Origin of the sequence: Nevskia sp. (assembly GCF_023266035.1) — a bacterium.
Taxonomy (GTDB): Bacteria; Pseudomonadota; Gammaproteobacteria; order Nevskiales; family Nevskiaceae; genus Nevskia.
The window spans coordinates 1-22,158 of sequence record NZ_JAHFRY010000054.1; the positions used below are offsets into that span (position 1 = coordinate 1).

Here is a 22,158-nt window from a genome sequence, read left to right on the forward strand (position 1 = left end):
ACCTGCGCTATGTGATCGGCCATCCCTGCGTGCAATGCCACGTCGGCTTCGACCCGACCCGGCCGCCGGTCAATCCGAACCTGCCGAAGTGGGAAAACCTGTTGGCGACCATCGGCAACCAGCACATCAACCAGCCGACCCTGTTCTTCCAGGGCGCACCGATTGATTCACTGGCCCGCATCGCGCTGCAGGCCGGCCGCAATGGAACGATCGATACCAGCCTGGTCGCCAACGATTTCCAGAACAATCCGGGCACCCAGAACAACATCATGGATTTCCAGAATCGGCGTGTCTTCACCAACACGATCAAGGATCCGATCACCGGCAAGCTCGAGAAAGGCCGTACCCAGCACGTGCTGAAAGGCGGCGAAGACACGGTCGGCGATCACCTCGCGCTGATCCGCGTCTACGTCAACATCGGCATGTGCACCGAGGAATGCTGGACGCCGAACTTCCCGAGCCCGGGCAGCTTCTTCGGTGAGAAGGCCGCACAGAAGCCGTTCCGCATCGCCCAGTGCGCGCGTGACTGCGAGCCCTGGAACTACGCCGACGCCAAGATGGACGACCTCGCCGCGTTCCTGATCACCGGCGGGCCCACTTATCTGCCGGCGGCAAAGGATGTCGACGGCAAGACCGGGCTCGACTACATCGATCTGAGCAAGGTGCCGCAAGGCCGCAAGGTCTTCGCTCGCGAATGCGCGAGTTGCCACAGCACCCAGGTGGCGCCGGAGAACGTGCGCCAGGACAAGGCGGCGCTCGAGCGCTATTACGACGGTCACGTGTTCGGTTCCGAAGCGCACTGGCAGCAGGAGTTCAGCGAAGCCGAGCGGACCAGCCCGGCGTTCATCGCCAAGCACATGGCCAAGGACGCGAAGGGCGTGCTGCGTCCCGCACAGTTCGCCAAGGACGAGATCTTCGGCCAGGACTGGCTCGGCAACGACGAACCGACGCCATTCAACATCATCGGCACCAACATGTGCCGCGCGCTGCACGACAACCACAACCAGGGCCACATCTGGGAAGAGTTCTCCAGCGAGGACTACAAGAACCGGACATCGCCGGGCAGCGTGCCGAACGTGCTCAACCGCATGGTGCCGGGCCTCGGCGGCACCAAGATGGGCGAGCACAAGATCGAAGGCGGACCAGGCTACTACCGCAATATTTCGCTGCTGTCGGTCTGGGCCACCGCACCGTTCCTGCACAACAACGCGATCGGCGAACAGACGCGGCTGGCCGATGGCAAGACGCTCGACTACACGGTCAAGGGCCGGGTCACGCAGTTCGAGCAGGCTTTCGACGAACTGATGACCTCGGACGATCCGGCGATCACGCCGCACCGGCCGCAGAAGTCGACGGTCATCGACCGTGACTTCTGGCTGGCGCCGCGCGAGGACGGCCAGGGCCTGCTCAAGCTGCCGGTCTCCAAAGGCACGCCGATCGCCAACTTCGCCAGCGCCGATCCGCACCATCCGCTGTTCATGAAGTGCGATGACCCGATCGAGAACAAGGGCCACCAGTTCGGCGTCAGCCTGTCGCCGGCCGACAAGCTGGCGCTGCGCGAATTCCTCAAGCTCATGTGATCGCGGCGATGCGCGCCGTCGTTGCCGCTGCCCTGGTTGCCAGCCTGCTGGTGGCCTGCGGCAGCGACGAGGGCAGCGGCATCACCCAACTGGCCAAGCAGCCGGGCGCGCTGACCGCGGATTCGCTGAGCGCGAAACTCATCCCATCGGACGATCTGCCGCCGGCCGGCACGCGCTCGCTGTTCGATCATCTGATCGCCGCCAACGGCCAGATTCCGTATCCGCTTCCGAAGCTCGTCGAGCTGATCCGCAAGAACGATCCGGAAACGGCGGCACCCCTCAGTCTGCTGATTCCGCATGGCCGCTCGCTGCTCAAGGGCCTGGCCGATGACGCACATCCCAGAGTGCTCGCCGCCGCCGATTTCCAGGCCGCGAGCACGCCGGCGTCGCTGGGCCTGAATCCGCGCGGTCAGCTGTTTCTCGGCTTCGTCGAGAACGCCAGCGAGATCGAAGTGCTGAGTTACAACGAAGCGGCCGGCCGCTACGAGTTCCAGCTGGTCCAGAACTACTGCGCCGGCTGCATCCCGAAGCTGGTCTACGCGAAGCGCGCGATCTGCACCACCTGCCATCAGGGCGCGGTGCCGATCTTCCCGCAGCGGCCCTGGAACGAAACCAATGGCGCGCCGGCAACAGCCGCGGCGATCCAGGCCGCGCGCGGCAACGATCAGCCCTATCTCGACGTGCCACCGAGCAATCCGCTGACCGTGCCCGAGCGCTTCGACCAGCTGACCGATGTCGGCGGCTTCATCCCGGCCACGCAACGCATCTGGATCGACGCCTGCAGCGATTCCCTTGTCTGCCGCCGGACGATGCTCAAGCTCGCGCTGACCTGGCTGGAGAATCCGGCCGGCTTCGATGCCCAGTCCGCCGACGCTGCGAAGCTGCGCGAACTGCAGACCGTCGGCTGGCCGAAAGACGGCATTGCCGTTGCTGAAAGCGATCTCGCCAATCGCGATCCGATCGAGGAAGCAAGTGGCTTCAAGGGCTGGCTGCGCACGCTGACAACCAAACAGCCGAAGCCCGGCGATGGCGCCAGGACCAACGAGGATCTCGAAGCTTTCGATCGCCTGCCGAAGCTGAAGGCCGCCTTCGATCCATTGAGCCGGCGGCCGCCGAAACGCATGCTGAGTGCGGCCGATCTCGATGGCGTCTACGGCCTTGCGGCACTGTTCTCGGATGCCGATCGCCAGCTGCTGGAAAGCAGCGCCGGCTTCGATGCCGCCAAGCTCGTCGCCGCGGCTGACAGAATCGACGACGCTTTCTTCGCGCCTGCCGTCTACTCGCGAGTCAGAACGATGAACGCGCTGCTGACCGCACTCGGCACCCAGCCGCTGAACTACTGCTGCCTCGATACCGCCGAGTTGTCCCCGCCCGTCGCCAGCGGCGAACCGCCGGTGACGCTCGCGGCCGGTTCGGCGCTGGCCCCGTTCGAGCAGTACTGCTTCGCCTGCCATCGCGGCAATCCGTCGAAGAAACTGAACTTCATGAGCGGCCCGGACGAAGCCGCCGTGCTCGCCAACATCAAGGCCAAGGACGCGATCCGCGAAGCGCTGGACTGGCCGCGCTACCAGGGCACCGACAAGGCCAACAAGCTGATGCCGCCGGCCGATTCGCTGCAGCACGAGCGCTTGCAGTCAGCTCTGGCGCAGAATCCGACACTGCTCGAGCAGATGCGGGCGGTGGTGCCGGGAATGTTCGATTTCTGAGGCTGGCTGATTCCATGACTCACTCACCATCATCGTCATTCCCGCGCAGGCGGGAATCCCGTTTCGTTGCCATAGCGCGACTGATCCAGCCTCGGCGCGTGCGTCAGAACTGGATTCCCGCCTGCGCGGGAATGACGTTGTGGATGGTTTGCGCAGCAGCCCAGGCCCAGCCGGTCTTCGCGCTGATGTACAAGCAGCAGTTCGGCTACGCGCCGTCCTGCAACGCCTGCCACAAGGATGGCGGCGGCACCGCGCTGAATCCCTATGGCGAAGCGTTCAAGAAGGCCGGCAAGGACCTCGCGGCGTTCAAGGCGATCGAGAAGCAGGATGCCGATGGCGACGGCTTTGCCAACACCGACGAGGCCAGCGCCAAAGCCAATCCCGGCGTGAAGACCTCGACACCGAAATCACCCGGCGACTGGCTCGATGCCCTGAGCCTGATCCCGAAGGAAGTGCAGCTCCGCTTCCCTGGCGTCAAGACTTGGCTCCCGAAGGACGCGCTGCTGACCGATGCCGATGTCGCCCGCGCCGCCTTGCTCGGTGCGACGCTGAGCAAGGCCGACGACAACACCATCTACATTCCGCTGGCCGATCAGCGTCCGTCCGGCACCGCGCTGATCTTCGCCGCCGAATACCAGGGCAAGCCGTTCTACCTGCTGCTGACCACCGACCGTGCGCTGACCGTCGCCAGTGTCGAGCCGATGAACACCCGGCAGGTGCCCGAGGCGGCGAAGAGCAAGATCTACGCGACGTTCAAGGGCGTGCCAGTCGACAAGCTGCCGGCGGCGACCGGCAACGATCTCGATGCGGTGATCACGGCGGCGGTGAAGAAGGCCGGCACTCTGCTGTTCGTGCGCCTGAAGAATGCTTAGCTCAGCTCTTGTAAGGCGGCCCGTGGCCGCCGGCTTCCGCACCGGTTCCGGACCATGGCGGCGGGCATGGCCCGCCCTACGCGGCGGGCTCCTGTGCTTGCTGATGGGGCTGGCAGCGCCGACGCTGTTCGCCGCTGCCGACGAAGCGCCAGCACCGGCAACGAGCGAAGCCGCGCCTGCGGAGCCAGCGAAGGACGGCTTCGATTTCTTCAGCGACAAGCCCGTCGCCGCTGCCGAAGTCGTCGAGCTGCCGCCGGAGAAGCCGGCCTGGCAGACCGTCGGCGGGCCGATCGGGCTCGCCGCCTTCTTCTTCGCGCTGAACCTGATCATCTGGCGCCTGGTGCCGTTTTCCTCGCATTCGATCGACATCAACCTGCGCAACTTCCCGCCGGCGGCGAAGCGCGGCATCGCGATGGCGGTGGTGATCTTCGGCATCGCTTTCGTGTTCGGTGCCTCGGAAATCAGCTACCAGCTGAACCTGCACGGCTCGGCGAGTGCCTACTTCGAGCAGATGTCACTCGGAAAACTCATTGCCTTCAGCCACGCCCATCTGTTCGGCTTCACCACCAGCTTTTTCATCGTCGGCATTCCGTTCTCGCTGCAGTTCAACCAGCTGCGCGTCTATCAGTGGGTGTTCCCGGTCGGCCTCGCCGCCAGCCTCACTGACGTGATCTCCTGGTGGGGCATCAAGTTCGTGTCGGCGAACTTTGAATGGATCAGCCTGTTCTGTGGTCTGTTGTTCAGCATCAGCTACGGCTGGATGCTGATTGGTCTCTTGCGGGTGCTGCTGTTCCCGGAAGTGATCTGGGGCAGCGACAAGGACAAGGACGAGCGGCTCGCCCGGCGGCGCGCGCAGCAGGCAGACAAGCATTGACCGGGCATTGACCGGCGGCGGTCGCAGCGAAGCGTTTCTCGTACGATGAACGCACAGCAACCCCTAGAAAACGCCGAATGGCCGCAGAGGCCTGAAGCAACGACCTTCACACGGTCCCAGAAAAAGGCTCAGGAGCAGACATGAATTACTTCGTCACCGGCGCCACCGGCTTCATCGGCAAGCATCTGATCGAGCGCCTGCTGGCGCGCCCGGACGCCACCATCCACGTGCTGGTCCGCGAGTCCTCGGAAGACAAGTTCGCGCAGCTGCAGGAGCGCTATGGCGATGCCGGCGACCGGCTGCGGATGGTCGCTGGCGACATCACCACGCCGGGCCTGGTGTCTGCCGCGGAGCTCAAGAAGCTGAAGGGCAAGGTCGGGCACGTGTTTCACCTGGCCGCCGTCTACGACATGAACATGGACGATGCGACCGGCGATCGCATCAACAACGAAGGCACGCGCAACACCGTGGCCTTCACCAACTCCTTGGGCGGCGACGTGGTGCTGCACCACGTGTCGAGCGTGGCGGTGGCCGGCGGCGATTTCGTCGGCAGCTTCACCGAAGCGATGTTCGACGAAGGCCAGCCGGTCAAGCATCCGTACTTCCGGACCAAGTTCCAGTCCGAGAAGATCGTCCGCGATGAAGCCAAGGTGCCGTTCCGGGTCTATCGCCCGGGCGCGGTCGTCGGTCATTCGAAGACCGGCGAGATGGACAAGATCGACGGCCCTTACTACTTCTTCAAGACCATCCAGAAGCTCAGTCACCGGATTCCGAAATGGCTGCCGCTGCTCGGCATCGAAGGCGGCAAGGTGCCGATCGCGCCGGTCGACTACATCGCCGATGCGCTCGATGCGATCGCCCACAAGGACGGCCTGAACGGCCAGACCTTCCATCTGGTGCAGTCGAACAGCCCCAGCGTCGGCGACCTGATCCAGTCGATCCTGAAGGCCGCCCACGGGCCGCGTTTCAAGAAGAAGTTCGAGCTGCCGACGATGCCGGCCTCGATGCGCAAGTTCGGCGGCCAGATGGGCGGCGCCTTGCCGGCCAGCGTCAAGAAGCAGATCGCCAAGGCGATCGGCGCGCCGCTGTCGGTGCTCGGCTACATCACCAACCGCGCCGTGTTCGACGACAAGAACGCCCGCGCCGCCCTCAAGGGCACCGGCATCAAGTGCCCGGAATTCCGCGACTACGCGAAGCATCTGTGGTCGTACTGGGAGCAGTTCCTCGATATCCATTACGAGCCGAGTGCCGAGCTGATCGCCAAGGTGAAGGGCAAGGTGATCCTGGTCACCGGTGCCTCGTCGGGCATCGGCTTCACCACGGCGAAGAACCTGGCGATCGCCGGCGCCCGGGTCATCCTCGTCGCGCGTACCGAATCGAACCTGATCGAAACCCAGAACATCATCGCCAAGGCCGGCGGCGAGAGCTACGTCTATCCCTGCGATCTGATCGACATGAAAGCGATCGACGTGATGGCCGCGAAAGTGCTGCGCGACTTCGGCCACGTCGACATCCTGATCAACAACGCCGGCCGCTCGATTCGCCGCGCGGTGATGGAAAGCTTCGACCGCTTCCATGATTTCGAGCGGACCATGGAGCTGAACTACTACGGCGCGGTGCGCCTGATCATGGCGCTGCTGCCAACGATGACCGCGCGCAAGAACGGCCACATCATCAACATCAGCTCGATCGGCGTGCTGGCCAATGCGGCACGCTTCTCCGCCTACGTCGCCTCCAAGGCCGCGCTTGATGCGTTCACCCGCTGCCTGTCGGCCGAAGTGAAGGGCAGCAACATCCGCACGACGGTGATCTACATGCCGCTGGTACGCACGCCGATGATCGCGCCGACCAAGATCTACAGCTACGTGCCGACCTGGTCCCCGGACGACGCCGCCGACACCGTGATCAAGGCGATTCTCGACGAACCGAAGTCGATCGCGACAACCTTGGGCACCGCCGCCGCGGTGAGCTACGCGATCTGGCCGAAGGTCAACGACTACATCCTGTCGAAGGGCTTCCAGCTGTTCCCGTCATCGACCGCCGCACGCGGCTCGAAGGACAAGGACTCGAAGGCCGACAAGCCGACCCTCGAACAGGTGGTGTTCGCCAATGTGTTCAAGGGCGAGCATTGGTGAGGCTTGGGGCGCTGCTCCAAGGGTAGGGCGGGAAAGCGAAGCGCATCCCGCCGGATTCGGTAGCGTCCGAATCCCGGAAGGCGGGATGCGCCTGCGGCTTTCCCGCCCTACGCGGGCTGGTTCTGGTCATCCCCGTCAAAGCAGATCGGCGGCAGGTCGCCGTCGAGGAGCCTCATCGGGTGCCGGATTTCTGCTTCCAGTAGTTCAAAACGAAATCCACGGCCTCTTCGCTGGACTGCTGTGTGTCCAGATCGGCAATGAACACGTCCGGTGGAATCCCGATGTTGTCGATGGGATGCTTCGGCAGCCGCCGCGACCGGGTCGTTGCTATTCCCAGTAGTCGCTGCGCCGATGGCAACGGCAAAGTACGCACGTTGGAATAGTCGAGCAATCCCCAGCTCGGCTGGCCGAACAGGCGGACCTTCATGCTTTGGCGCGCCGCCAGCAGGAATTGTTCGGTGGCACTGGCGCAACCCTGGTCGATCAGAATGGCGATCCGCGAAGGCAGCACCAGCACCTCGGGCAAGGTCGTTGTCGAATCTTCGACGAGGGAGATGAAGCTGCCCTCGGCTGCGCTGCGTAGCGTCTGTGCGGCATTCATCAACGCCGTTCGGCTAGCGGACTCGGTGTCCGGCAGCTGGGCCCCCATGGCCTCCCACGCATCGGCATTCTCCCGGGTCGCACGCGCATCGACGCCCACGTTGACTATGGGATGGGTATAGAGATACGGCAGCAGGACCTGCCAGGTTCCGTCGCTGCCGCCACTGTTGCCGCGCAAATCGATGATCAGATTCGGGCGTTGTCGCATCTCGGAATCGAACTGCCGTATCAGCGTTGCCAGTTTGGATCGGTAGTACAGGTTGAAGTCGGGAATGGTGAGCACCACGCTCTCATCCGATAACAACCGCGCCGTGGGTTCTAGGGAGACCGCTCCTGCTTGGGATCGTAGCTGCCGAGTGGCCGACAACGATTTCGGGGTTCGACTGAAATTGTCCTGTTGGTTACGCACCAACTGCGACAAGTGTGCGTCGCGGAAGAGGCCGACGTAGTCGTCGATGATTGCGTCGCAGGCCTCGCGCGTAGTGACGTTGGCTGCCGCCTTACGCGCCTGTTGTTCGGACGCATCGAGTTCTTTTGCGCCTAGTTGTGTGCGCTTGTCCGGGTACCCGGCGTAGTTTTTCGCGATGCCGGCAATGGCAGCACGGGTATCGGCCAGGCACTCGTCAGCGCTGGACCCGTCGTTGCCGTCAGAGGCTAGAGGATGGATAACAGCGGTCAGGCAGGCCAGCGTGATCGTCCATCGTTTCGGCAGCATTCCTGTATTTCCCTGTCGCCCCAGGATCTGCAGCTTAGCCGGGGGCCGGACCAGTCGCCATGTGGCAAGCCTCGGAATCGGAGCAGATACCCCGCTGGCCGCTTTGCCGCCCGGAAACCGCCAGACAATCCCCGTTTCCTGACGCTCCGCTTAGCTTGCCAACCGATCAAGGCCTCGCAAACGGCACCAACACCTGCCACAACAGCAAGGTGGCATCGATGTCGAAAGTCGTCGCGCCAAGCGCAATCGTGTAGCCGGCGTAGTTGGTGCCCGGCCAGGTGTGGCCGCCGCCGTTGACGGTATACAGGCGCACATCGCTGTCGGGACAGCTGCGGTAGCGACGCAGGGTCACGGTGGTGCCGTCGGTGAGGACCGTGTTCGGCAAGCGGGTATCGGTGAAGCCGGCGCTGCAACCGTTCTTGACCGACCAGAACGCCGCTGCATCGGGGACGCTGTACTGGCCCAGCATGCCCGTGTACGGAACCACCAGATCGCTGGTGCCGGAGAACATCACCGTCGGCATCCGCTGGCCACCCATGCAGCGCGTGGCCAAGGCGTTGCGCAAGGTGGCGGCGACCATCGCCAAACCAGCGAACTGTTGCGGCCGCTCGCAGGCGAGGCGTTCGGCCATGAAGCCACCATTGGAGTAGCCAGCGACATAGGTCCGGCCGGCATCCAGGCCATTGGCGGCCTGCTCGCGGCTGATCAGGCCGCTGAGAAAACCGACGTCATCGACGCCGAGGCGGCTCGGATCGTCGGTCCAGTTGGCGCCGAAGGCTTCCGGCAGATACACCCAGGCGCCGTACTGGGCGGCGAGGCGTCCGGCGCGGGTCAGGTTGGCCATGCGGGCCGGCTGCAAGGCGAGCGGATGGAGCAGCAGCAGCACCGGTGCGCCGGCTGGCGCCCCGATCGGGCGGACGCCGACATAGCGGCGCGTCAGCCCGTCATGGACGTAAGTGCCCTCGAAGGTTTCGGTGCCCTCCGTCGGCTCGATGCGCTCGCCGCCGAGTTGCAGCAACAGCAGGTCCAGCCCGCCGAAGAACTGGCCCAGATCGGCAAAGATCGGCAGTGCCGGTAGCGCCGGCAGCAGCGGGCCGAGTATCGGCAGCGCGACCAGAAGTGGTGGCGGGCCGGGCGGATCCGCAGCCATCACCTCGGAGGTGATCATCGAGCAGCAGGCAAGCCAGGAAGCGACAGCCAAGCCGACCCGGCGCCGCACAGCGCCAGATCGAAGATTGATGGTCATGCGAGCAACCCCTGAGTGAGCGTTATTTGTCGGTTTGAGTGCTGCTCAACGAGCTTGGCAATCCGCTCGGGGGTCTCCGTCGCCAACCATCAAACCCGATGGCGGCAGCTCCCCAAGCGGCCGTCATCAGTTATCAAATTTCATGCCGGCCAGACCGGCCGGCATGATCGCCAATCAGGCGCTCCGCGCCAGACGCTCACGCCGCGCCGCGACGCCACCGGCGAGGGTGCGCAGCACGTCGGCGGTGTCATCCCAGGCCAGACAGGCGTCGGTGACGCTCTGGCCGTAGACCATCTGCTCGCGCGGGCCGATTTCCTGACGGCCTTCGACCAGATGGCTTTCGATCATCACGCCGATGATCCGCTCGGAACCTTCGGCGAGCTGGCCGGCGACATCGCGGCCAACCTCGATCTGCAGGCGGTGCTGCTTGCGGCTGTTGGCGTGGCTGAAGTCGACCATCACCGCCGGCCGCATGCCGGCCTTGGTCATCGCCGCCGCGGCAGCATCGACGCTGGCGGAATCGAAGTTGGTGCCGGTGGAACCGCCGCGCAGGATCACGTGGCTGTCCGGGTTGCCGGCGGTCTCGAAGATCGAGATCTGGCCTTCCTGGGTTGCCGACAGGAAGCGGTGCGGCGCGCGCGCCGACTGCACGGCGTCGACCGCAACCTTCACCGAACCATCGGTGCCGTTCTTGAAGCCGACCGCGCAGGACAAACCACTGGCCATTTCGCGATGCAGCTGGGATTCCGTGGTGCGCGCACCGATGGCGCCCCAGGACACCAGATCGGCGAGGTACTGCGGCGTCAGGATGTCGAGGAATTCCACGCCGGCCGGCATGCCGTCCGCGTTCAGTTCCAGCAGCAGCTTGCGCGCGGTGCGCAGGCCGGTGTCGATGTCGTAGGAATCATCGAGGTTCGGATCGTTGATCAGGCCCTTCCAGCCCACCGTGGTGCGCGGCTTCTCGAAATACACGCGCATCACGATCAGCAGGTTCCTGGCCAGCGACGGACGCAGCGCCTTCAGCTTCGCGGCATATTCCAGCGCGGCTTTCGGATCGTGGATCGAGCAGGGGCCGACGATCACCAGCAGGCGGTCGTCACGGCCGGCGAGCACATCCTGAATCTCGCGGCGCGTGGTTTCGACGGTCAGCGCGGCGGCTTCGTTGATCGGCAGTTCGGCCTGCACCTGCGACGGTGCCGACACCGCGCGGATCGACTTGATGCGCAGGTTCTCGGTGGCCGGGCGGGCAGCGGTAGCGGGATTGGATGGCGACGTGTTCATCGTGAAACTCTCTTTATGCAACGGAAATCCGGTCGCGGATGCTAGCAGACGACCCGCGCAGCAATCATCCCCGGGGCTGGCCTGCCCCCTGGACAAGACTCGCAGCGCAGGCTTTGTTTATCCTCGCCGCGCCATCCTCCAAGCCCGCCGCCCTCATGAAACTCAGCACTTCCGTTGTTGCCAGCGTCAGCCTGCTAGGCCTGCTGGCGTCGCCGGCCCTGCTGGCCGATTCGGCCCTGGCGGTTCGCAACGAAGCCAGCCTGAGCCGCGCCACAGCGCTGCCGATCCTCGGCAACTCGCAGCTACTGCACGACGGTGAGCAGGCCTATGGCTTGCGGGTGGATTGGAGCAACGAGTACGTCAACGCGCAGAACGCGCGCGAATCACTGCTGATCGACGCTGAAAGCCAGCGCATCAGCTTCGGTTTCCGCCAGGGTCTGGCGCCGGGTGTCGAGATCGGCATCGACGTACCGCTGCTGATCACCGGCGGCGGCGTGCTCGATAACGTCATCGAGAACTGGCATGACGCTTTCGGCCTGCCCAACGGCGGCCGTCAGCAGCGGCCGCGCAATCGCTACGCGGTGCAGTACGTGAAGGACGGCCAGACCTTGCTCGACGTCCACGACAGCAGCACCGACTTCGGCGATGTCGAACTCAATGCCGGCTTTGCGCTGCGTGACGACATCGCCTTCCGGGCGATGGCCAAGCTGCCCACCGGCCGCGACAGCCTCCTGCTCGGCGGCACCACCGGCGGCGCGATCTGGTTCGACTACAACCCCTTCGCCTCGCTGACCCACTGGTTCGGCTACGTGTCGGCCGGCGTCTCCTACAACGAAGCGGCCGACCAGCTCGGTGGCCAGCAGAATCCGCTGGTGGGCGTCGGTGGTGTCGGCGTCGGTTATCGGCTGATTCCGGCGCTGGCGCTGATCACTCAGTTCAATGTCCAGACCAAGCTGTACAAGGGCTCGACCTTGAACGCGCTCGACAACCCGGGCGGCCAGCTCGCATTCGGCGGGCGGATCTCCTTCAACCGGCGGCTGGCGCTTGATCTGGGCGTGCAGGAAGACGTGCTGCTCAGCTCATCGCCGGACTTCAGCATTCACATCGGTGTCAGCTATCGCTGAGGCTTGCCGCGCATGAAGTCCAGCCGCTGCTCGCCGGCCGGCACGCCGCCGTCGATGAAGCGGCGCTCGGCAAACAGGGTACGGCCGTCGCGGCCGATCAGCACGATCTGGCTGGCCCGCGTGCCGTAGCCGGGCAGGCGGATGAACGCCGTCGACAGCAGGCGCTCGCGCTCCAGGCCGATGCCGGTCTCCGGCAGCGCGGCATCGTCCGGGCGCTGCTGATCGGCCAGCGCTTCGTAGAGCGGATCGAGATTCGGCTCCGCCGCCCTGGAATCGGCACTGGCCAGCCAGCTTTCCAGCCGCGCCATCAGCCGCTGGGTCTTCGGCCAAGGCTGTTCGATGCCGCCATTCGACAGGCCGTGGATGCCCCAGGCCAGGGTTTCCCAGCGCGGCTTCAGGCGATTGGTGGCGACCACCAGCTCCTCGCCATCCCAGAGCAGCAGGTTGAACGGGCCGTAGCCGTCGCCGTCGGCACGACGCAGTTCGGCGAAGCCGACGGCCGACTCCTCGCCGCTCAGGTAATCGCTGACCAGCCGGCCGCGCGAGGCAAGCGGGATCGGCGAGGCCGGTTCGCGGACATTGGTCACCGCCGCCAGCCTTGGCCGCGTGCGATCGATCGCCAGCCAGCCGCCGCCGGCTTCCAGATCGCGACCGCCGAGAATCTGCGGGTGATCGTCCCAGGGCGCCAGCGGCGCCGTCGGGCGGGCGTGGAACTCGTCGCGATTGGCGACCAGTACCAGCGGAAATGAAGGGTGAACGTTCCAGGCACAAGCGATCAGGCACATGGGTCGGAATGATGCCTCACCCGCGCAGGCTTCGGAGTGCCCGTGCACACTGCCACCTCACCGAATTCGAATAACGCCCTATGACGACTCGAAAGCCCAGGCCCGATGCCAAGCCCAGTGCCAAGCCGAGCGATTACGAAGTCGATCAGCTGAAACGCATCTCCGCCTGGCGCGATGCGCCGCCGGATCAGCTAACCCGCTTCTTCGACCGTGCGCTGTCGCCCGCCACCCAGGTCGCGCAGAAAGCCATTCCGGCCGACTGGCTGCGCAGCGCGCTGAATGGCGTGCAGCACGGCTCGGCAAGGCTGGCGAACCGCCGGGCGCTGCTGCGCAAGGCTGGCGTCAGCACGCTGGATGAGCTGCACGAAGCTGATCTCGAAGACTGTGATCAGCATGCCGGCCAGGTCGGCCGGCGCGGCGCGGCACTGGCGGGCGGCACCGGCGCGCTGTTCGGTGTCGTCGGCGCCGCCGGCATGGTCGCCGACGTGCCGACCCTGCTGGTGCAGGCGTTCCGGGTCATCCATCGCATCGGCCTCTGCTACGGCGAGGACTGTGCCGATGCCGAACTGAAGCACCTGCCGGTGGCGATCTTCGCGCTGGCCTCGGCAAGCTCGCTCGATGAAAAGCAGGCCGCGTTGCAGGTGCTGGAACGTGATGCCGAAGCCGATAGTGCGGCGATCCGCGAAGGCCTGGAACGCGCCGCCGAGCGCGAGCTGGCCAAGGAAGCGGCGGTCTACAGCATCAGCAACCTGGCGCAGGCGATCACCCGCCGACTCGGTCTGGCCAAGGCCGGCGGCACCTTGCCGCTGCTCGGCGCGCTGGTCGGCGGCGCGGTCAACGCCTGGTTTCTGAACGAGGTGGCAACCGCCGCCAGAACGGCCTTCCAGTTGCGCTGGCTGCGGCGACGCTACGGCTCAGGCTTGCCGCTGGCGACGGCTTACGGCGAGACCTTGGCGCTGGAACATCTGCCCGACGAAGCCTAGACGGGCAGCGGCTTGATCAGCCGCAGCCCGTCCGAACCATCGTCGTAGTAACCGGGCAACGTCTGCACTTCGCGATAGCCGAGCTTTGCGTACAGCGCCCGCGCCGCGAGGTTGTCACTGCGGACTTCGAGGCTCGCCCGCTCGCAGCCGGCGGCGCGCGCAGCCGTTTCCATCGCCAGCACCAGCCGCTCGCCCCAATGCTGGCCACGCGCCGTGGGCGCCACCACCACCGAGTAGATGCGCGCGGCGCGGCTGCCCTGGCGGCGCAGCCAGACCAGGTTGCCGACCACGACGGCGTCCGCATTTTCAGCGATCAGCACCTGCGCGTTAGGCACGCTGAGAAAGCGGCGCACGCTGCGCCGCGACATGCGATCGGACGGGAACAGCGCTTCCAGCGCCAATACCGCTTCGATATCCGCCAGGCTGCCGCGACGGATGCGGCCGGCAGCAGAATGCTTGCTCGGGGCGGCGCTCAAGCCTGCTCGCGCATCCGCGTCTGCGCATCGAGCTTCTTGACGAAGTACTCGATGATCTTGCGGTAGATCGCGTCCTTCAACACCAGGTCTTCGACGCCCCAGTCGATGTTCGGGTTGTCGTTGACTTCGATGACCTTGACGACGTTGCCGAACTGCTTGAGATCGACGCCGTACAGGCCATCGCCGACCGCGCGCGCCGCCTGCAGCGCGACGCTGAGCACCGCTTTCGGCACCTGGGCGACGTCGAGCGTCTCGTGATCGCCTTCGTGCTTGGCACCCTTGGCGTCGCGCTTGACCACCTGCCAGTGCTCCTTGGCCATGAAGTAGCGGCAGGCGTAGAGCGGCTGGCCGTCGAGCACGCCGACTCGCCAGTCGTACTCGGTGGGCTCGAAAGCCTGGGCGACGATCAGGTCCGAGCGTTCGAGGAAATCGCGCGTCTCGCGTTTGAACGCGGCGGCGTTGTCGACCTTGATCACGCCTTTCGAGAACTGCGAATCCGGCTGCTTCAGCACCATCGGAAAGCCGAGTTCGCGGACCACTTCATCGAGGTTGGCGCGATGCAGCAGCAGGGTCTTCGGCTGTGGAATGCGGTGGCGCTCCATCAGCTGGGCGAGGAACACCTTGTTGGCGGCGCGCAGGATCGATTCCGGCGCGTCGACCACCACCAGACCTTCACGCGCCGCCCGGCGGCTGAAGCGGTAGGTGTGATGGTTGACTGCGGTGGTTTCGCGGATGAACAGCGCGTCGTACTCGGCGACGTGGCCGTAGTCGCCCTTGTCGAGGAAATCGACCGAGAAGCCGAGGTCTTCGGCCGCCTTCTCGAAAGCCCGCAACGCTTTCGCGTTCGACGGCGGCTCCTTCTCGTCCTCGTTGACCAGAATGGCCAGGTCGTAGCGCGTCGAGTCGCGCTTGCGACGCGGCGAACGGCGGCGGGTGAAGTAGTCGCGCGCGGTCTGGTAGAGGAATTCGTGGTGGCTGGCTGGCACTTCGCCGAGCGCGATCGGGCCCAGCGTGTCGACCCGCCACTCATCGCCGCGCCAGACGAACTTGGCCTGCAGCAGCGGCGCCGGGAACAGATTGAACAGCGCCCGCGCCAGCTTCTGGTGGCGGATGTAGGGGCTGTCGCCGAAATAGACGTTCAGCACATATTCGTTGGAGCCGAGCCGGGCCAGGCTCTTCTGCATCAGCTCCTCGATCTCGTCGTTCAGCACGCTCGGACTTTCGGCGAGCTTCAGATCCTGCACCGTGGTGATGTCCGGCAGGATGCGATGACCGCGGGCACCGGCCAGCAGCGACACGTAATAGCCGGTGGTCTGGTAGCTGAAGGTGCGGCACAGGTTGTAGACGCGGGCGCCACGAATCCGGGTGAATTCGTCGTGGGTCAAATACTTCCAGGCGGTGACCACCTCGACGCCGGGAATCTCCACCGGCCAGTCGGAGAGCTGGTCCACCACCACCAGGCCACTCATGGCTGCCCCGTCATCGCGGCTTGCGGAGGGTCTTCGATAGTCTCTGCAGCGGAGTCGCCGGCTGCTTCGGAGCGCGTTTCTGGCATGCCTGCGGAAGACTCGTAGGACGGGAGGGGGCTGCAAGTGCGCGAAATCCTAGCACGCGACTTCGGGGCCGCTGAGCGCGGGCTTCCCGAAGGTCAGGGCCGGACTGGAAGCTGTCTTTCCGGATGCGCGCCATAGGACTTTAATCCGGTGCTCGGCTTGTTCTACCTTTGCAGTTTTCGGCTGCCTGGACGCCCAAGCCGCTGATCCGAACAACCTGATCCCAACGCAAACACTTCAAGAACCATCATGGACAGAAGAACTTTCAATCGCCTGGTCGGCCTGGCATTGGCCACATCCAGCTACCCGCTCAGCGCCCAAAAAAAGCCCAGGAAGCTGGACAGCCTCCAGGCACGCTGCAAAGCGCTGGAAGCGAAGCTGGGTGGGCGGCTGGGCATCAACTGCATCGAGGTCGGCAGCGGAAGAATGGTCGGCTACAAGGCCGATGAGCGCTTCCCGATGTGCAGCACCTTCAAGTGGCTGGCAGCGGCCGTAGTGCTCAGCCGGGTCGATGCTGGTCAGGAACAGCTGGGGCGTCGCATTCAGTTCAGCCGCGACGAGCTGATGGAGTGGTCGCCGGTAACCGAGCCGCGCCTCGGCGGCAACGGCATGACCCTGGGTGAGCTTTGCGACGCCGCGATCACCGAAAGCGACAACACGGCAGCCAACCTGATCCTGCGTGAAACCGGCGGCATTCCCGAGTGGAACCGCTATATGCGTTCGATCGGCGATGCCCATTCCCGCCTTGATCGCGGCGAGCCGCTGCTCAACGAAGCCCTGCCCGGCGATGTCCGCGACACCAGCACGCCGGCGGCGATGACCGCCAACCTGCGCCGCCTGCTGCTCGAAGACCAGCTGTCGCCGGCCTCACGCGAACAGCTGACCCAGTGGATGCTCGCGACCAAGACCAGCGACAAACGTCTGCGCGCCGGTCTGCCCGCAGGCTGGCGGCTCGCGGACAAGACCGGCACCGGCTTTTCCGACACCGGCACCGCCGGCGATGTCGGCGTGCTGTGGTCGCCCTCGGGCAAGCCGATCATCATCGCCGTGTACCTGACGCGGGCTCGCGTATCGCGCGCGGAGCAGGAAGCGGCGATTGCCGACATCGGCCGCTGGATTCGGGACGATCTGCAGCGCGCGGCCTGAGCCACTTGACCGGCACCCATTCCAGATCGCCGCGACCCTGCATTTGATTCTGCCGTTGCCTTGGCTTTTGACTCTGATCCCCCTTAAGCGCGCCGAGCATCGCAGGCTATGGCGGACAGGCTCCGCAGGAGGCGAGGCAGGAGCCGAAGCCTTTTCGCCGCGCCACGGATGGCGCGTCGAAAAGCCCCGTCATGGCCGAGAAGCACAGGGTGAAGATTCGCGCTTTGCGAGCACTGCTCGCTGCGAATCTGAACGCCCGGCCGTGATGTTGGGCCGGGCCGGGGCTCGACGGAAGGACTCGCGATCCGACGCAGCGCCGGGGGCGCCCTTCCTTTGGTCACTTTCCTTGGGTGCCAAGGAAAGTGACCCGCGCGATAGCGCGGAATGGTTCGGCGAAGCAAAAAGAGTCAGGAAAGCAGGTGACGCCAAATCTGTCGGGATACGCGATGAATCTGCTATCCCAATCTACTCGGGCTGCGGAAAGACAAATTCAAACGCGTTGAATAGTCGATGTGCAGTTCCCACTGTGCCAAGCGAATGTGGCAGCAGAACTCAGGCCGGCCCAATCCTGTCTGATGAGTTCAGAACCAAGCATCGACCTTACAAAGCTTTCTCCATGACTTTGACGTGCCATCCATCTCCTGAACGAAAAAGCGCAAGCATCGGATATTTGAATTAGCAGCCCATCCTTCTTATCAACAAAATGCACTGTATCCACAATGCGCGTTACTTTTTGTTCAGTTTGCTGAAGAGTAACGCCAAGCAACCGTTCCTTTAAAGTTGGTCGAGTATGCTTGGCCGGTAACGTGATGGGTTTATCTCTTAAATGCTCGAGCGACTTTCGAAGATACTTCCTCATCTTCGGCGCGTCCTCCGCAACTACTGTTGCGACTTCCTTCTTGTCTGCATGATCTCGAATGTACTTATCGGCGCGCCCCATACATAAATTGAAAGCATAGATATGGTCAAATTGCTCTTTAGTAATTGGAGCTTTCTGGCTGCGGACATTTGTTAGGGGTCCCGGTGCACCTCGACGAACCGTTCCTACTGAAATCGCCATACCCAAAAGTCTTGGGATGGCAACCATCCCATGGATAAGCTCAAGCCGTGCTTCCAAAGCCCACCTACTGCGATCCACCTGTTTCCCACCTGAGAAAAGATCGGTCGCATGGAATACAAAGCCTTCTCTTTTATCGTCAGGAACTAATCGATCGAACAGCCTGTGCACTGAGGCTTCGGCATTCTTCCAATGCTTATCGGCATGAACAATGACGCCGACCACAACTGAAACCGGCTCATGGGCCGAAGTGCCCGCTTCGTCAACATAGATGTACCGCATGCGGGGCACTCCTAAATAATAAGCTACTCACAATAGCTGTAAATCGTTAAGGCCCGATCCTGCTACTTGGCACAAATTGAAAGGCGCAGTGCCGTCTTATTTTCTAATGCGATGCTGTTTCAGCAGCGCTGAAATAGTCGAATCAGAACACCTTCCGCCGCTTCAACCAGAACACCAAGCCCAATCCCAGCGTCGCCAGCAGACCCAGCACCATGAAGTAGCCGTACTTCCAGTGCAGCTCCGGCATGTTGTCGAAGTTCATGCCGTACAGGCCGGTGATCAGGGTCAGCGGGAAGAACACGATCGAGACTGCGGTCAGCGTGCGGACGATCTCGTTGGTGCGGTGGCTCATCGATGCGAAGTGGAGTTGGACGGCCACTTCGACATCCTTCTGCAGCGCATCGCCGTGGACCTCGACGCGAGTCAGATGCTCGACCAGATCGTCGAGCCGCACGCGCTGGTTTTCGGTCAGCTCCACGCGCATGCGACGGCGCCAGGTGCCGATGGTCTGCAGGTTGTGCTCGCAGAGCAGTTCGAACTGGTGCGCCTGCTTGCGGTAGTTGAGCAGCTCCTGCCAGTCGTCGAACGGGTCTTTCGGATCGAGCAGCGCGTCCTGCAGTTTCTCGAGCCGGTCTTCGAGCTCGTCGACGATCATCAGGTAGCGGTCGACCATGATGTCGAGAATGCTGTGCACCAGGCCGATCGGTGTCGACGGGAAGCGCAGCTTGGTCTCGCAGAACTTCTCCTTCACGCGCTGGAAGGAAACGTTCTCGGCAGCGTGAATGGTGACCAGCAGGCGGTCGAACATGAAGAACGCCGCCGACTTGGTGACGATCAGATTGCTCGCCGACTCGCAGGCTTCCGGCGTCAGGCCGCGGAAGATCAGCATGTCGTAGTCTTCGGTGCCGTCGAAGTACGACGGATGGTCACCGTTGAAGCTGTCGGCGACGTGGGCGTCGTGGATCTTCTCGCCGCTCAGCTTCTCCGCCCACATCGGCCAGTCGATGGCATCGCTGCGGGTGAAGTCGAGCCAGATGAAGCCCTCCGCCGGCAACTGCTCGACATGGTCGATGCGCTTCGGAACCTCGCCCTGCCGATTCAGCTGATAGATCTGCATGGGCTCGAATTCTGACCGCTGTTGCTGCCGCGAAGGGAGGTGCCGCAGTTTTTACTCGAAGCCTTTCTGCGGGCTGATCGACTTCATCTGGGTGAAGAAATCACGCAAGGCCGCATCGAGCTGCGCGCGAATCTGTTCGGGACCGTCGACGCCGAAGCGCTCCACGGTCTTGACCGGCAGCCAGGCGCTGACCGGGTAAGGCTGGCCGCCGCTGACCGCCTTGGTCAGCTGCACGCGATGGAAATAGATCATCTGGCCGGTGATCTTCGAGTCCAGCGCCTTGGTGTAGACGTAGACCTTGATGTTGGTGTCGTCCGGAATGTTCTGACCGATCTCGCCGGCGATCGCGCCGACGGCCGAGCGAACAGCGGCCTCGCTGAGCTGCGGATTTTCGCTCTTCACCTTCAACTCGAACGCCGAGGCTGGCAGTGCCAGCGCGGCCATCAGCAAGGTGACGGAACAGGCGGCGGCAAATTTCATGGGCTTCATGGGTCTGATCGTCCGGTTAGTGCGCATCCAACAGGCCGCGCGCCGCCACGTCGGATGACGTGCTGCGGCGCGCGGATTCACTGGCAGGCCGGCTGGCGAAGGGTCTTCGCAGACAGGCCTGCAACGGCAATCCTTACTTCAGCAGATCTTCGACGGCGGCGCGTTCTTCACGCAGCTCGTTTTCGGTGATGGTCATCTTGCCGCGCGAGAACTCGTCCACGCTCAGGCCCTGGACGATCTCGTAACCGCCGTCCTTGCAGATGCACGGATAGCCGTAAACGATGCCCGGCTTGATGCCGTAGCTGCCGTCCGACGGCACGCCCATCGACACCCACTTGCCATTCGAACCCAGCGCCCAGTCGTGCATGTGATCGACGGCAGCCGAGGCGGCCGAGGCGGCCGACGACAGGCCACGGGCCTTGATGATCGCCGCGCCGCGCTGCTGCACGACCGGGATGAAGTCCTTCTCGCACCAGGCCTGATCGACCAGGCTCATCGCCTTCTTGCCGCCGATGGTGCAGTGGCTGACGTCCGGGTACTGGGTCGAGCTGTGGTTGCCCCAGATGATCACCTGGTCGATGTCATTGCCATGAACGCCGGTCTTCGACGACAGCTGCGACACCGCGCGGTTGTGATCGAGGCGAACCATGGCGTGGATCTGCTTCGGATCGAGGCCGCCCTTGGCAGCGGCGGTCGCGGCGATCAGCGCATTGGTGTTGGCCGGATTGCCGACCACCAGCACCTTGACGTTCTTCGAGGCCTTGGCGGCGAGTGCGGTGCCCTGCGGACCGAAGATGCCGCCGTTGGCGGTCAGCAGGTCCTTGCGCTCCATGCCCGGGCCGCGCGGACGGGCGCCAACCAGCAGCGCGTAGTCGGTGCCTTCGAAGGCGGTCATCGGATCCGAGTGCAGCTCGATCGAATGGACCAGCGGGAACGCGCAATCCTCGACTTCCATGATCGTGCCCTTCAGCTTCTCGAGCACTTCCGGCACCGGCACTTCGAGCAACTGCAGGATGACCGGCTGGTCCGGACCGAGCATCGAACCGGAGGCGACGCGGAAAATCAGCGAGTAGGCAATCTGGCCGGCGGCGCCGGTAATGGCGACCTTGACGGGCTTCTTCATGGAGGAGGTCCTGTTGTTCGGGTTGGAGTGCTGCTGGGAGGCTTGCTTTCGATTTGCTTTTTGGGCGGCGAATTATGCCGTTTATGACCGATGGCGGGCGAATGCCCCGCCATCCCGCCGCCGTCGCGGCAGCGGGATGGCGGCCCGACAGCATGGACAAGCCGAGGGCGCGAAGCGTTCAGGCCCGGCGTGGGGTCGGCGCCGGCTGCCCGTTCACAGCTGACTCATGCCGCCATCGACGATGATCTCGGTGCCGACGATGAACGCCGATTCCGTGGCCGCCAGATGCAGCACCGTCGATGCGATTTCCTCCGGCGTGCCGAAGCGGCCGAGCGGAATCTGGCTCTGGATCTGGGCGGCGGTCGCGTCCAGCGCAGCCTTATCAAGGCCCAGCTTGCCGTACAGCGGCGTGTGCACCGGCCCCGGGCTGACCACGTTGACTCTCACCCCACGCGGCAGCAGTTCCGCCGACAAGTTCTTGGCCAGCGAGATCAGCGCCGCCTTGCTGGCCGCGTAGATCGAAGCGTTCGGCATGCCGATGTGGGCGTTGATCGAGCCGTTCAGCACGATCGAAGCGCCGCGGTTCAAGCGTGGCAGCAAGGCCTGCACGGTGAAATACGGGCCTTTGACATTGGTGTTGAAGGTCCGGTCCCAGAGGTCTTCGCCGGCGGTTTCGTAGGACGCGAAGTTGGCCATGCCGGCATTGATGAAGATCGCATCGAGAAACAGACCCTGGGCGGCGATCGCCTCCGCCAGCGCCTTGGTCTGCGGCAGATCGCCGGCATCGTGGCGGATGGCCAGCGCGCCATGGCCGATGTCGGCAACGGCCTGGTTCAGCGCCGCTTCGTCGCGCCCGGTGATCAGCACCTTCGCGCCTTCCGCGGCAAAGGCTTTCGCTGTCGCCAGGCCGATGCCGCTGTTGCCGCCGGTGACCAGCACCGTCTTGCCGTCGAATCTGTTCATCGCATTGCTCCCTGGGTTACGGCGAATGACCGTGCGACCTATGCTGCGATG

Annotated in this window: 19 protein-coding genes; 8 read left to right on the top strand and 11 right to left on the bottom strand. The window is 64.1% G+C overall.

Annotated features, from left to right (window positions below):
* The 5 genes from Q0D45_RS10160 to Q0D45_RS10180 form a co-directional block, all read left to right on the top strand.
* Nucleotides 1-1,580: hypothetical protein (locus Q0D45_RS10160; protein ID WP_293392136.1), on the top strand; the 1,580-nt coding region annotated here is incomplete at its 5' end.
* Nucleotides 1,581-1,588: 8 nt separating this feature from the next.
* A complete protein-coding gene (locus tag Q0D45_RS10165; protein WP_293392139.1) occupies nt 1,589-3,286 on the top strand; it encodes a hypothetical protein in 1,698 nt (565 codons plus the stop codon).
* A 143-nt stretch (nt 3,287-3,429) separates the two neighbouring features.
* The gene (locus Q0D45_RS10170) at nt 3,430-4,158 is read left to right on the top strand and encodes a hypothetical protein (RefSeq protein ID WP_293392142.1); all 729 of its coding nucleotides are present in this window, start codon (nt 3,430-3,432) and stop codon (nt 4,156-4,158) included.
* A gap of 103 nt (nt 4,159-4,261) precedes the next feature.
* Nucleotides 4,262-5,032: a hypothetical protein gene (locus Q0D45_RS10175; RefSeq protein ID WP_293392145.1), complete on the top strand. Its 771-nt coding sequence runs from the start codon at nt 4,262-4,264 to the stop codon at nt 5,030-5,032.
* 140 nt (nt 5,033-5,172) lie between these two features.
* Nucleotides 5,173-7,167, top strand: coding sequence for an SDR family oxidoreductase (locus Q0D45_RS10180; RefSeq protein ID WP_293392147.1), 1,995 nt, complete (start codon nt 5,173-5,175; stop codon nt 7,165-7,167).
* A 172-nt stretch (nt 7,168-7,339) separates the two neighbouring features.
* On the opposite strand, the gene Q0D45_RS10185 is transcribed toward Q0D45_RS10180, so the two are convergent.
* The 3 genes from Q0D45_RS10185 to Q0D45_RS10195 form a co-directional block, all read right to left on the bottom strand.
* Nucleotides 7,340-8,482, bottom strand: coding sequence for a S41 family peptidase (locus Q0D45_RS10185; RefSeq protein WP_293392149.1), 1,143 nt, complete (start codon nt 8,480-8,482; stop codon nt 7,340-7,342).
* Between the two features lie 166 nt (nt 8,483-8,648).
* On the bottom strand, nt 8,649-9,650 hold the full coding sequence (locus tag Q0D45_RS10190; protein WP_293392151.1) for a PHB depolymerase family esterase: 1,002 nt from the start codon (nt 9,648-9,650) through the stop codon (nt 8,649-8,651).
* 252 nt (nt 9,651-9,902) lie between these two features.
* Nucleotides 9,903-11,009 carry a 3-deoxy-7-phosphoheptulonate synthase gene (locus Q0D45_RS10195; protein WP_293392154.1) on the bottom strand — a complete coding sequence of 369 codons (1,107 nt, stop codon included), beginning with the start codon at nt 11,007-11,009 and terminating at the stop codon, nt 9,903-9,905.
* A gap of 155 nt (nt 11,010-11,164) precedes the next feature.
* Between Q0D45_RS10195 and Q0D45_RS10200 the strand changes: the two genes are divergently transcribed.
* Nucleotides 11,165-12,133: a DUF3187 family protein gene (locus Q0D45_RS10200; protein WP_293392157.1), complete on the top strand. Its 969-nt coding sequence runs from the start codon at nt 11,165-11,167 to the stop codon at nt 12,131-12,133.
* On the opposite strand, the gene Q0D45_RS10205 is transcribed toward Q0D45_RS10200, so the two are convergent.
* A complete protein-coding gene (locus Q0D45_RS10205) occupies nt 12,124-12,918 on the bottom strand; it encodes an NRDE family protein (protein ID WP_293392160.1) in 795 nt (264 codons plus the stop codon). The two genes, Q0D45_RS10200 and Q0D45_RS10205, sit on opposite strands and share 10 nt — an antisense overlap.
* Before the next feature lie 80 nt (nt 12,919-12,998).
* Here Q0D45_RS10205 and Q0D45_RS10210 point away from each other — a divergent pair, with 80 nt between their 5' ends.
* A complete protein-coding gene (locus Q0D45_RS10210) occupies nt 12,999-13,901 on the top strand; it encodes an EcsC family protein (RefSeq protein WP_293392163.1) in 903 nt (300 codons plus the stop codon).
* Here the strand turns inward: Q0D45_RS10210 and Q0D45_RS10215 are convergent.
* Together Q0D45_RS10215 and Q0D45_RS10220 are read right to left on the bottom strand one after the other, a co-directional pair.
* A complete protein-coding gene (locus Q0D45_RS10215) occupies nt 13,898-14,377 on the bottom strand; it encodes an N-acetyltransferase (RefSeq protein WP_293392166.1) in 480 nt (159 codons plus the stop codon). The genes Q0D45_RS10210 and Q0D45_RS10215 overlap by 4 nt on opposite strands.
* On the bottom strand, nt 14,374-15,846 hold the full coding sequence (locus Q0D45_RS10220; protein WP_293392169.1) for a RimK family protein: 1,473 nt from the start codon (nt 15,844-15,846) through the stop codon (nt 14,374-14,376). The genes Q0D45_RS10215 and Q0D45_RS10220 overlap by 4 nt, the downstream gene beginning before the upstream one ends.
* Nucleotides 15,847-16,179: 333 nt before the next feature.
* Between Q0D45_RS10220 and bla the strand changes: the two genes are divergently transcribed.
* Entirely contained in the window at nt 16,180-17,076 is an 897-nt protein-coding gene (bla, locus tag Q0D45_RS10225; protein ID WP_293392172.1) for a class A beta-lactamase, read from the top strand.
* Nucleotides 17,077-17,566: 490 nt separating this feature from the next.
* On the opposite strand, the gene Q0D45_RS10230 is transcribed toward bla, so the two are convergent.
* From Q0D45_RS10230 to Q0D45_RS10250, 5 genes are all read right to left on the bottom strand, one after another.
* Nucleotides 17,567-18,415, bottom strand: coding sequence for a DUF3800 domain-containing protein (locus Q0D45_RS10230; protein WP_293392175.1), 849 nt, complete (start codon nt 18,413-18,415; stop codon nt 17,567-17,569).
* Between the two features lie 142 nt (nt 18,416-18,557).
* Entirely contained in the window at nt 18,558-19,532 is a 975-nt protein-coding gene (locus Q0D45_RS10235) for a magnesium transporter CorA family protein (RefSeq protein WP_293392177.1), read from the bottom strand.
* A 51-nt stretch (nt 19,533-19,583) separates the two neighbouring features.
* Nucleotides 19,584-20,021, bottom strand: a complete 438-nt coding sequence (locus Q0D45_RS10240) for a hypothetical protein (RefSeq protein ID WP_293392179.1) — start codon at nt 20,019-20,021, stop codon at nt 19,584-19,586.
* A 133-nt stretch (nt 20,022-20,154) separates the two neighbouring features.
* Nucleotides 20,155-21,144, bottom strand: coding sequence for a malate dehydrogenase (locus Q0D45_RS10245; protein ID WP_293392182.1), 990 nt, complete (start codon nt 21,142-21,144; stop codon nt 20,155-20,157).
* A 213-nt stretch (nt 21,145-21,357) separates the two neighbouring features.
* Nucleotides 21,358-22,107 (bottom strand): SDR family oxidoreductase, encoded by a 750-nt coding sequence (locus Q0D45_RS10250; protein WP_293392185.1) that lies wholly within the window; start codon nt 22,105-22,107, stop codon nt 21,358-21,360.
* Between the last annotated feature and the right edge of the window lie 51 nt (nt 22,108-22,158).

Excerpts from the sequence above, each read along its gene's own strand:
- Q0D45_RS10165 (WP_293392139.1), top strand. The coding sequence starts at position 1,589 with ATGCGCGCCGTCGTTGCCGCTGCCCTGGTTGCCAGCCTGCTGGTGGCC.
- Q0D45_RS10170 (WP_293392142.1), top strand. The coding sequence starts at position 3,430 with ATGGTTTGCGCAGCAGCCCAGGCCCAGCCGGTCTTCGCGCTGATGTAC.
- Q0D45_RS10175 (WP_293392145.1), top strand. The coding sequence starts at position 4,262 with ATGGGGCTGGCAGCGCCGACGCTGTTCGCCGCTGCCGACGAAGCGCCA.
- Q0D45_RS10180 (WP_293392147.1), top strand. The coding sequence starts at position 5,173 with ATGAATTACTTCGTCACCGGCGCCACCGGCTTCATCGGCAAGCATCTG.
- Q0D45_RS10185 (WP_293392149.1), bottom strand. The coding sequence starts at position 8,482 with ATGCTGCCGAAACGATGGACGATCACGCTGGCCTGCCTGACCGCTGTT.
- Q0D45_RS10190 (WP_293392151.1), bottom strand. The coding sequence starts at position 9,650 with ATGATCACCTCCGAGGTGATGGCTGCGGATCCGCCCGGCCCGCCACCA.
- Q0D45_RS10195 (WP_293392154.1), bottom strand. The coding sequence starts at position 11,009 with ATGAACACGTCGCCATCCAATCCCGCTACCGCTGCCCGCCCGGCCACC.
- Q0D45_RS10200 (WP_293392157.1), top strand. The coding sequence starts at position 11,165 with ATGAAACTCAGCACTTCCGTTGTTGCCAGCGTCAGCCTGCTAGGCCTG.
- Q0D45_RS10205 (WP_293392160.1), bottom strand. The coding sequence starts at position 12,918 with ATGTGCCTGATCGCTTGTGCCTGGAACGTTCACCCTTCATTTCCGCTG.
- Q0D45_RS10210 (WP_293392163.1), top strand. The coding sequence starts at position 12,999 with ATGACGACTCGAAAGCCCAGGCCCGATGCCAAGCCCAGTGCCAAGCCG.
- Q0D45_RS10220 (WP_293392169.1), bottom strand. The coding sequence starts at position 15,846 with ATGAGTGGCCTGGTGGTGGTGGACCAGCTCTCCGACTGGCCGGTGGAG.
- bla (WP_293392172.1), top strand. The coding sequence starts at position 16,180 with ATGGACAGAAGAACTTTCAATCGCCTGGTCGGCCTGGCATTGGCCACA.
- Q0D45_RS10230 (WP_293392175.1), bottom strand. The coding sequence starts at position 18,415 with ATGCGGTACATCTATGTTGACGAAGCGGGCACTTCGGCCCATGAGCCG.
- Q0D45_RS10235 (WP_293392177.1), bottom strand. The coding sequence starts at position 19,532 with ATGCAGATCTATCAGCTGAATCGGCAGGGCGAGGTTCCGAAGCGCATC.
- Q0D45_RS10240 (WP_293392179.1), bottom strand. The coding sequence starts at position 20,021 with ATGAAGCCCATGAAATTTGCCGCCGCCTGTTCCGTCACCTTGCTGATG.
- Q0D45_RS10245 (WP_293392182.1), bottom strand. The coding sequence starts at position 21,144 with ATGAAGAAGCCCGTCAAGGTCGCCATTACCGGCGCCGCCGGCCAGATT.
- Q0D45_RS10250 (WP_293392185.1), bottom strand. The coding sequence starts at position 22,107 with ATGAACAGATTCGACGGCAAGACGGTGCTGGTCACCGGCGGCAACAGC.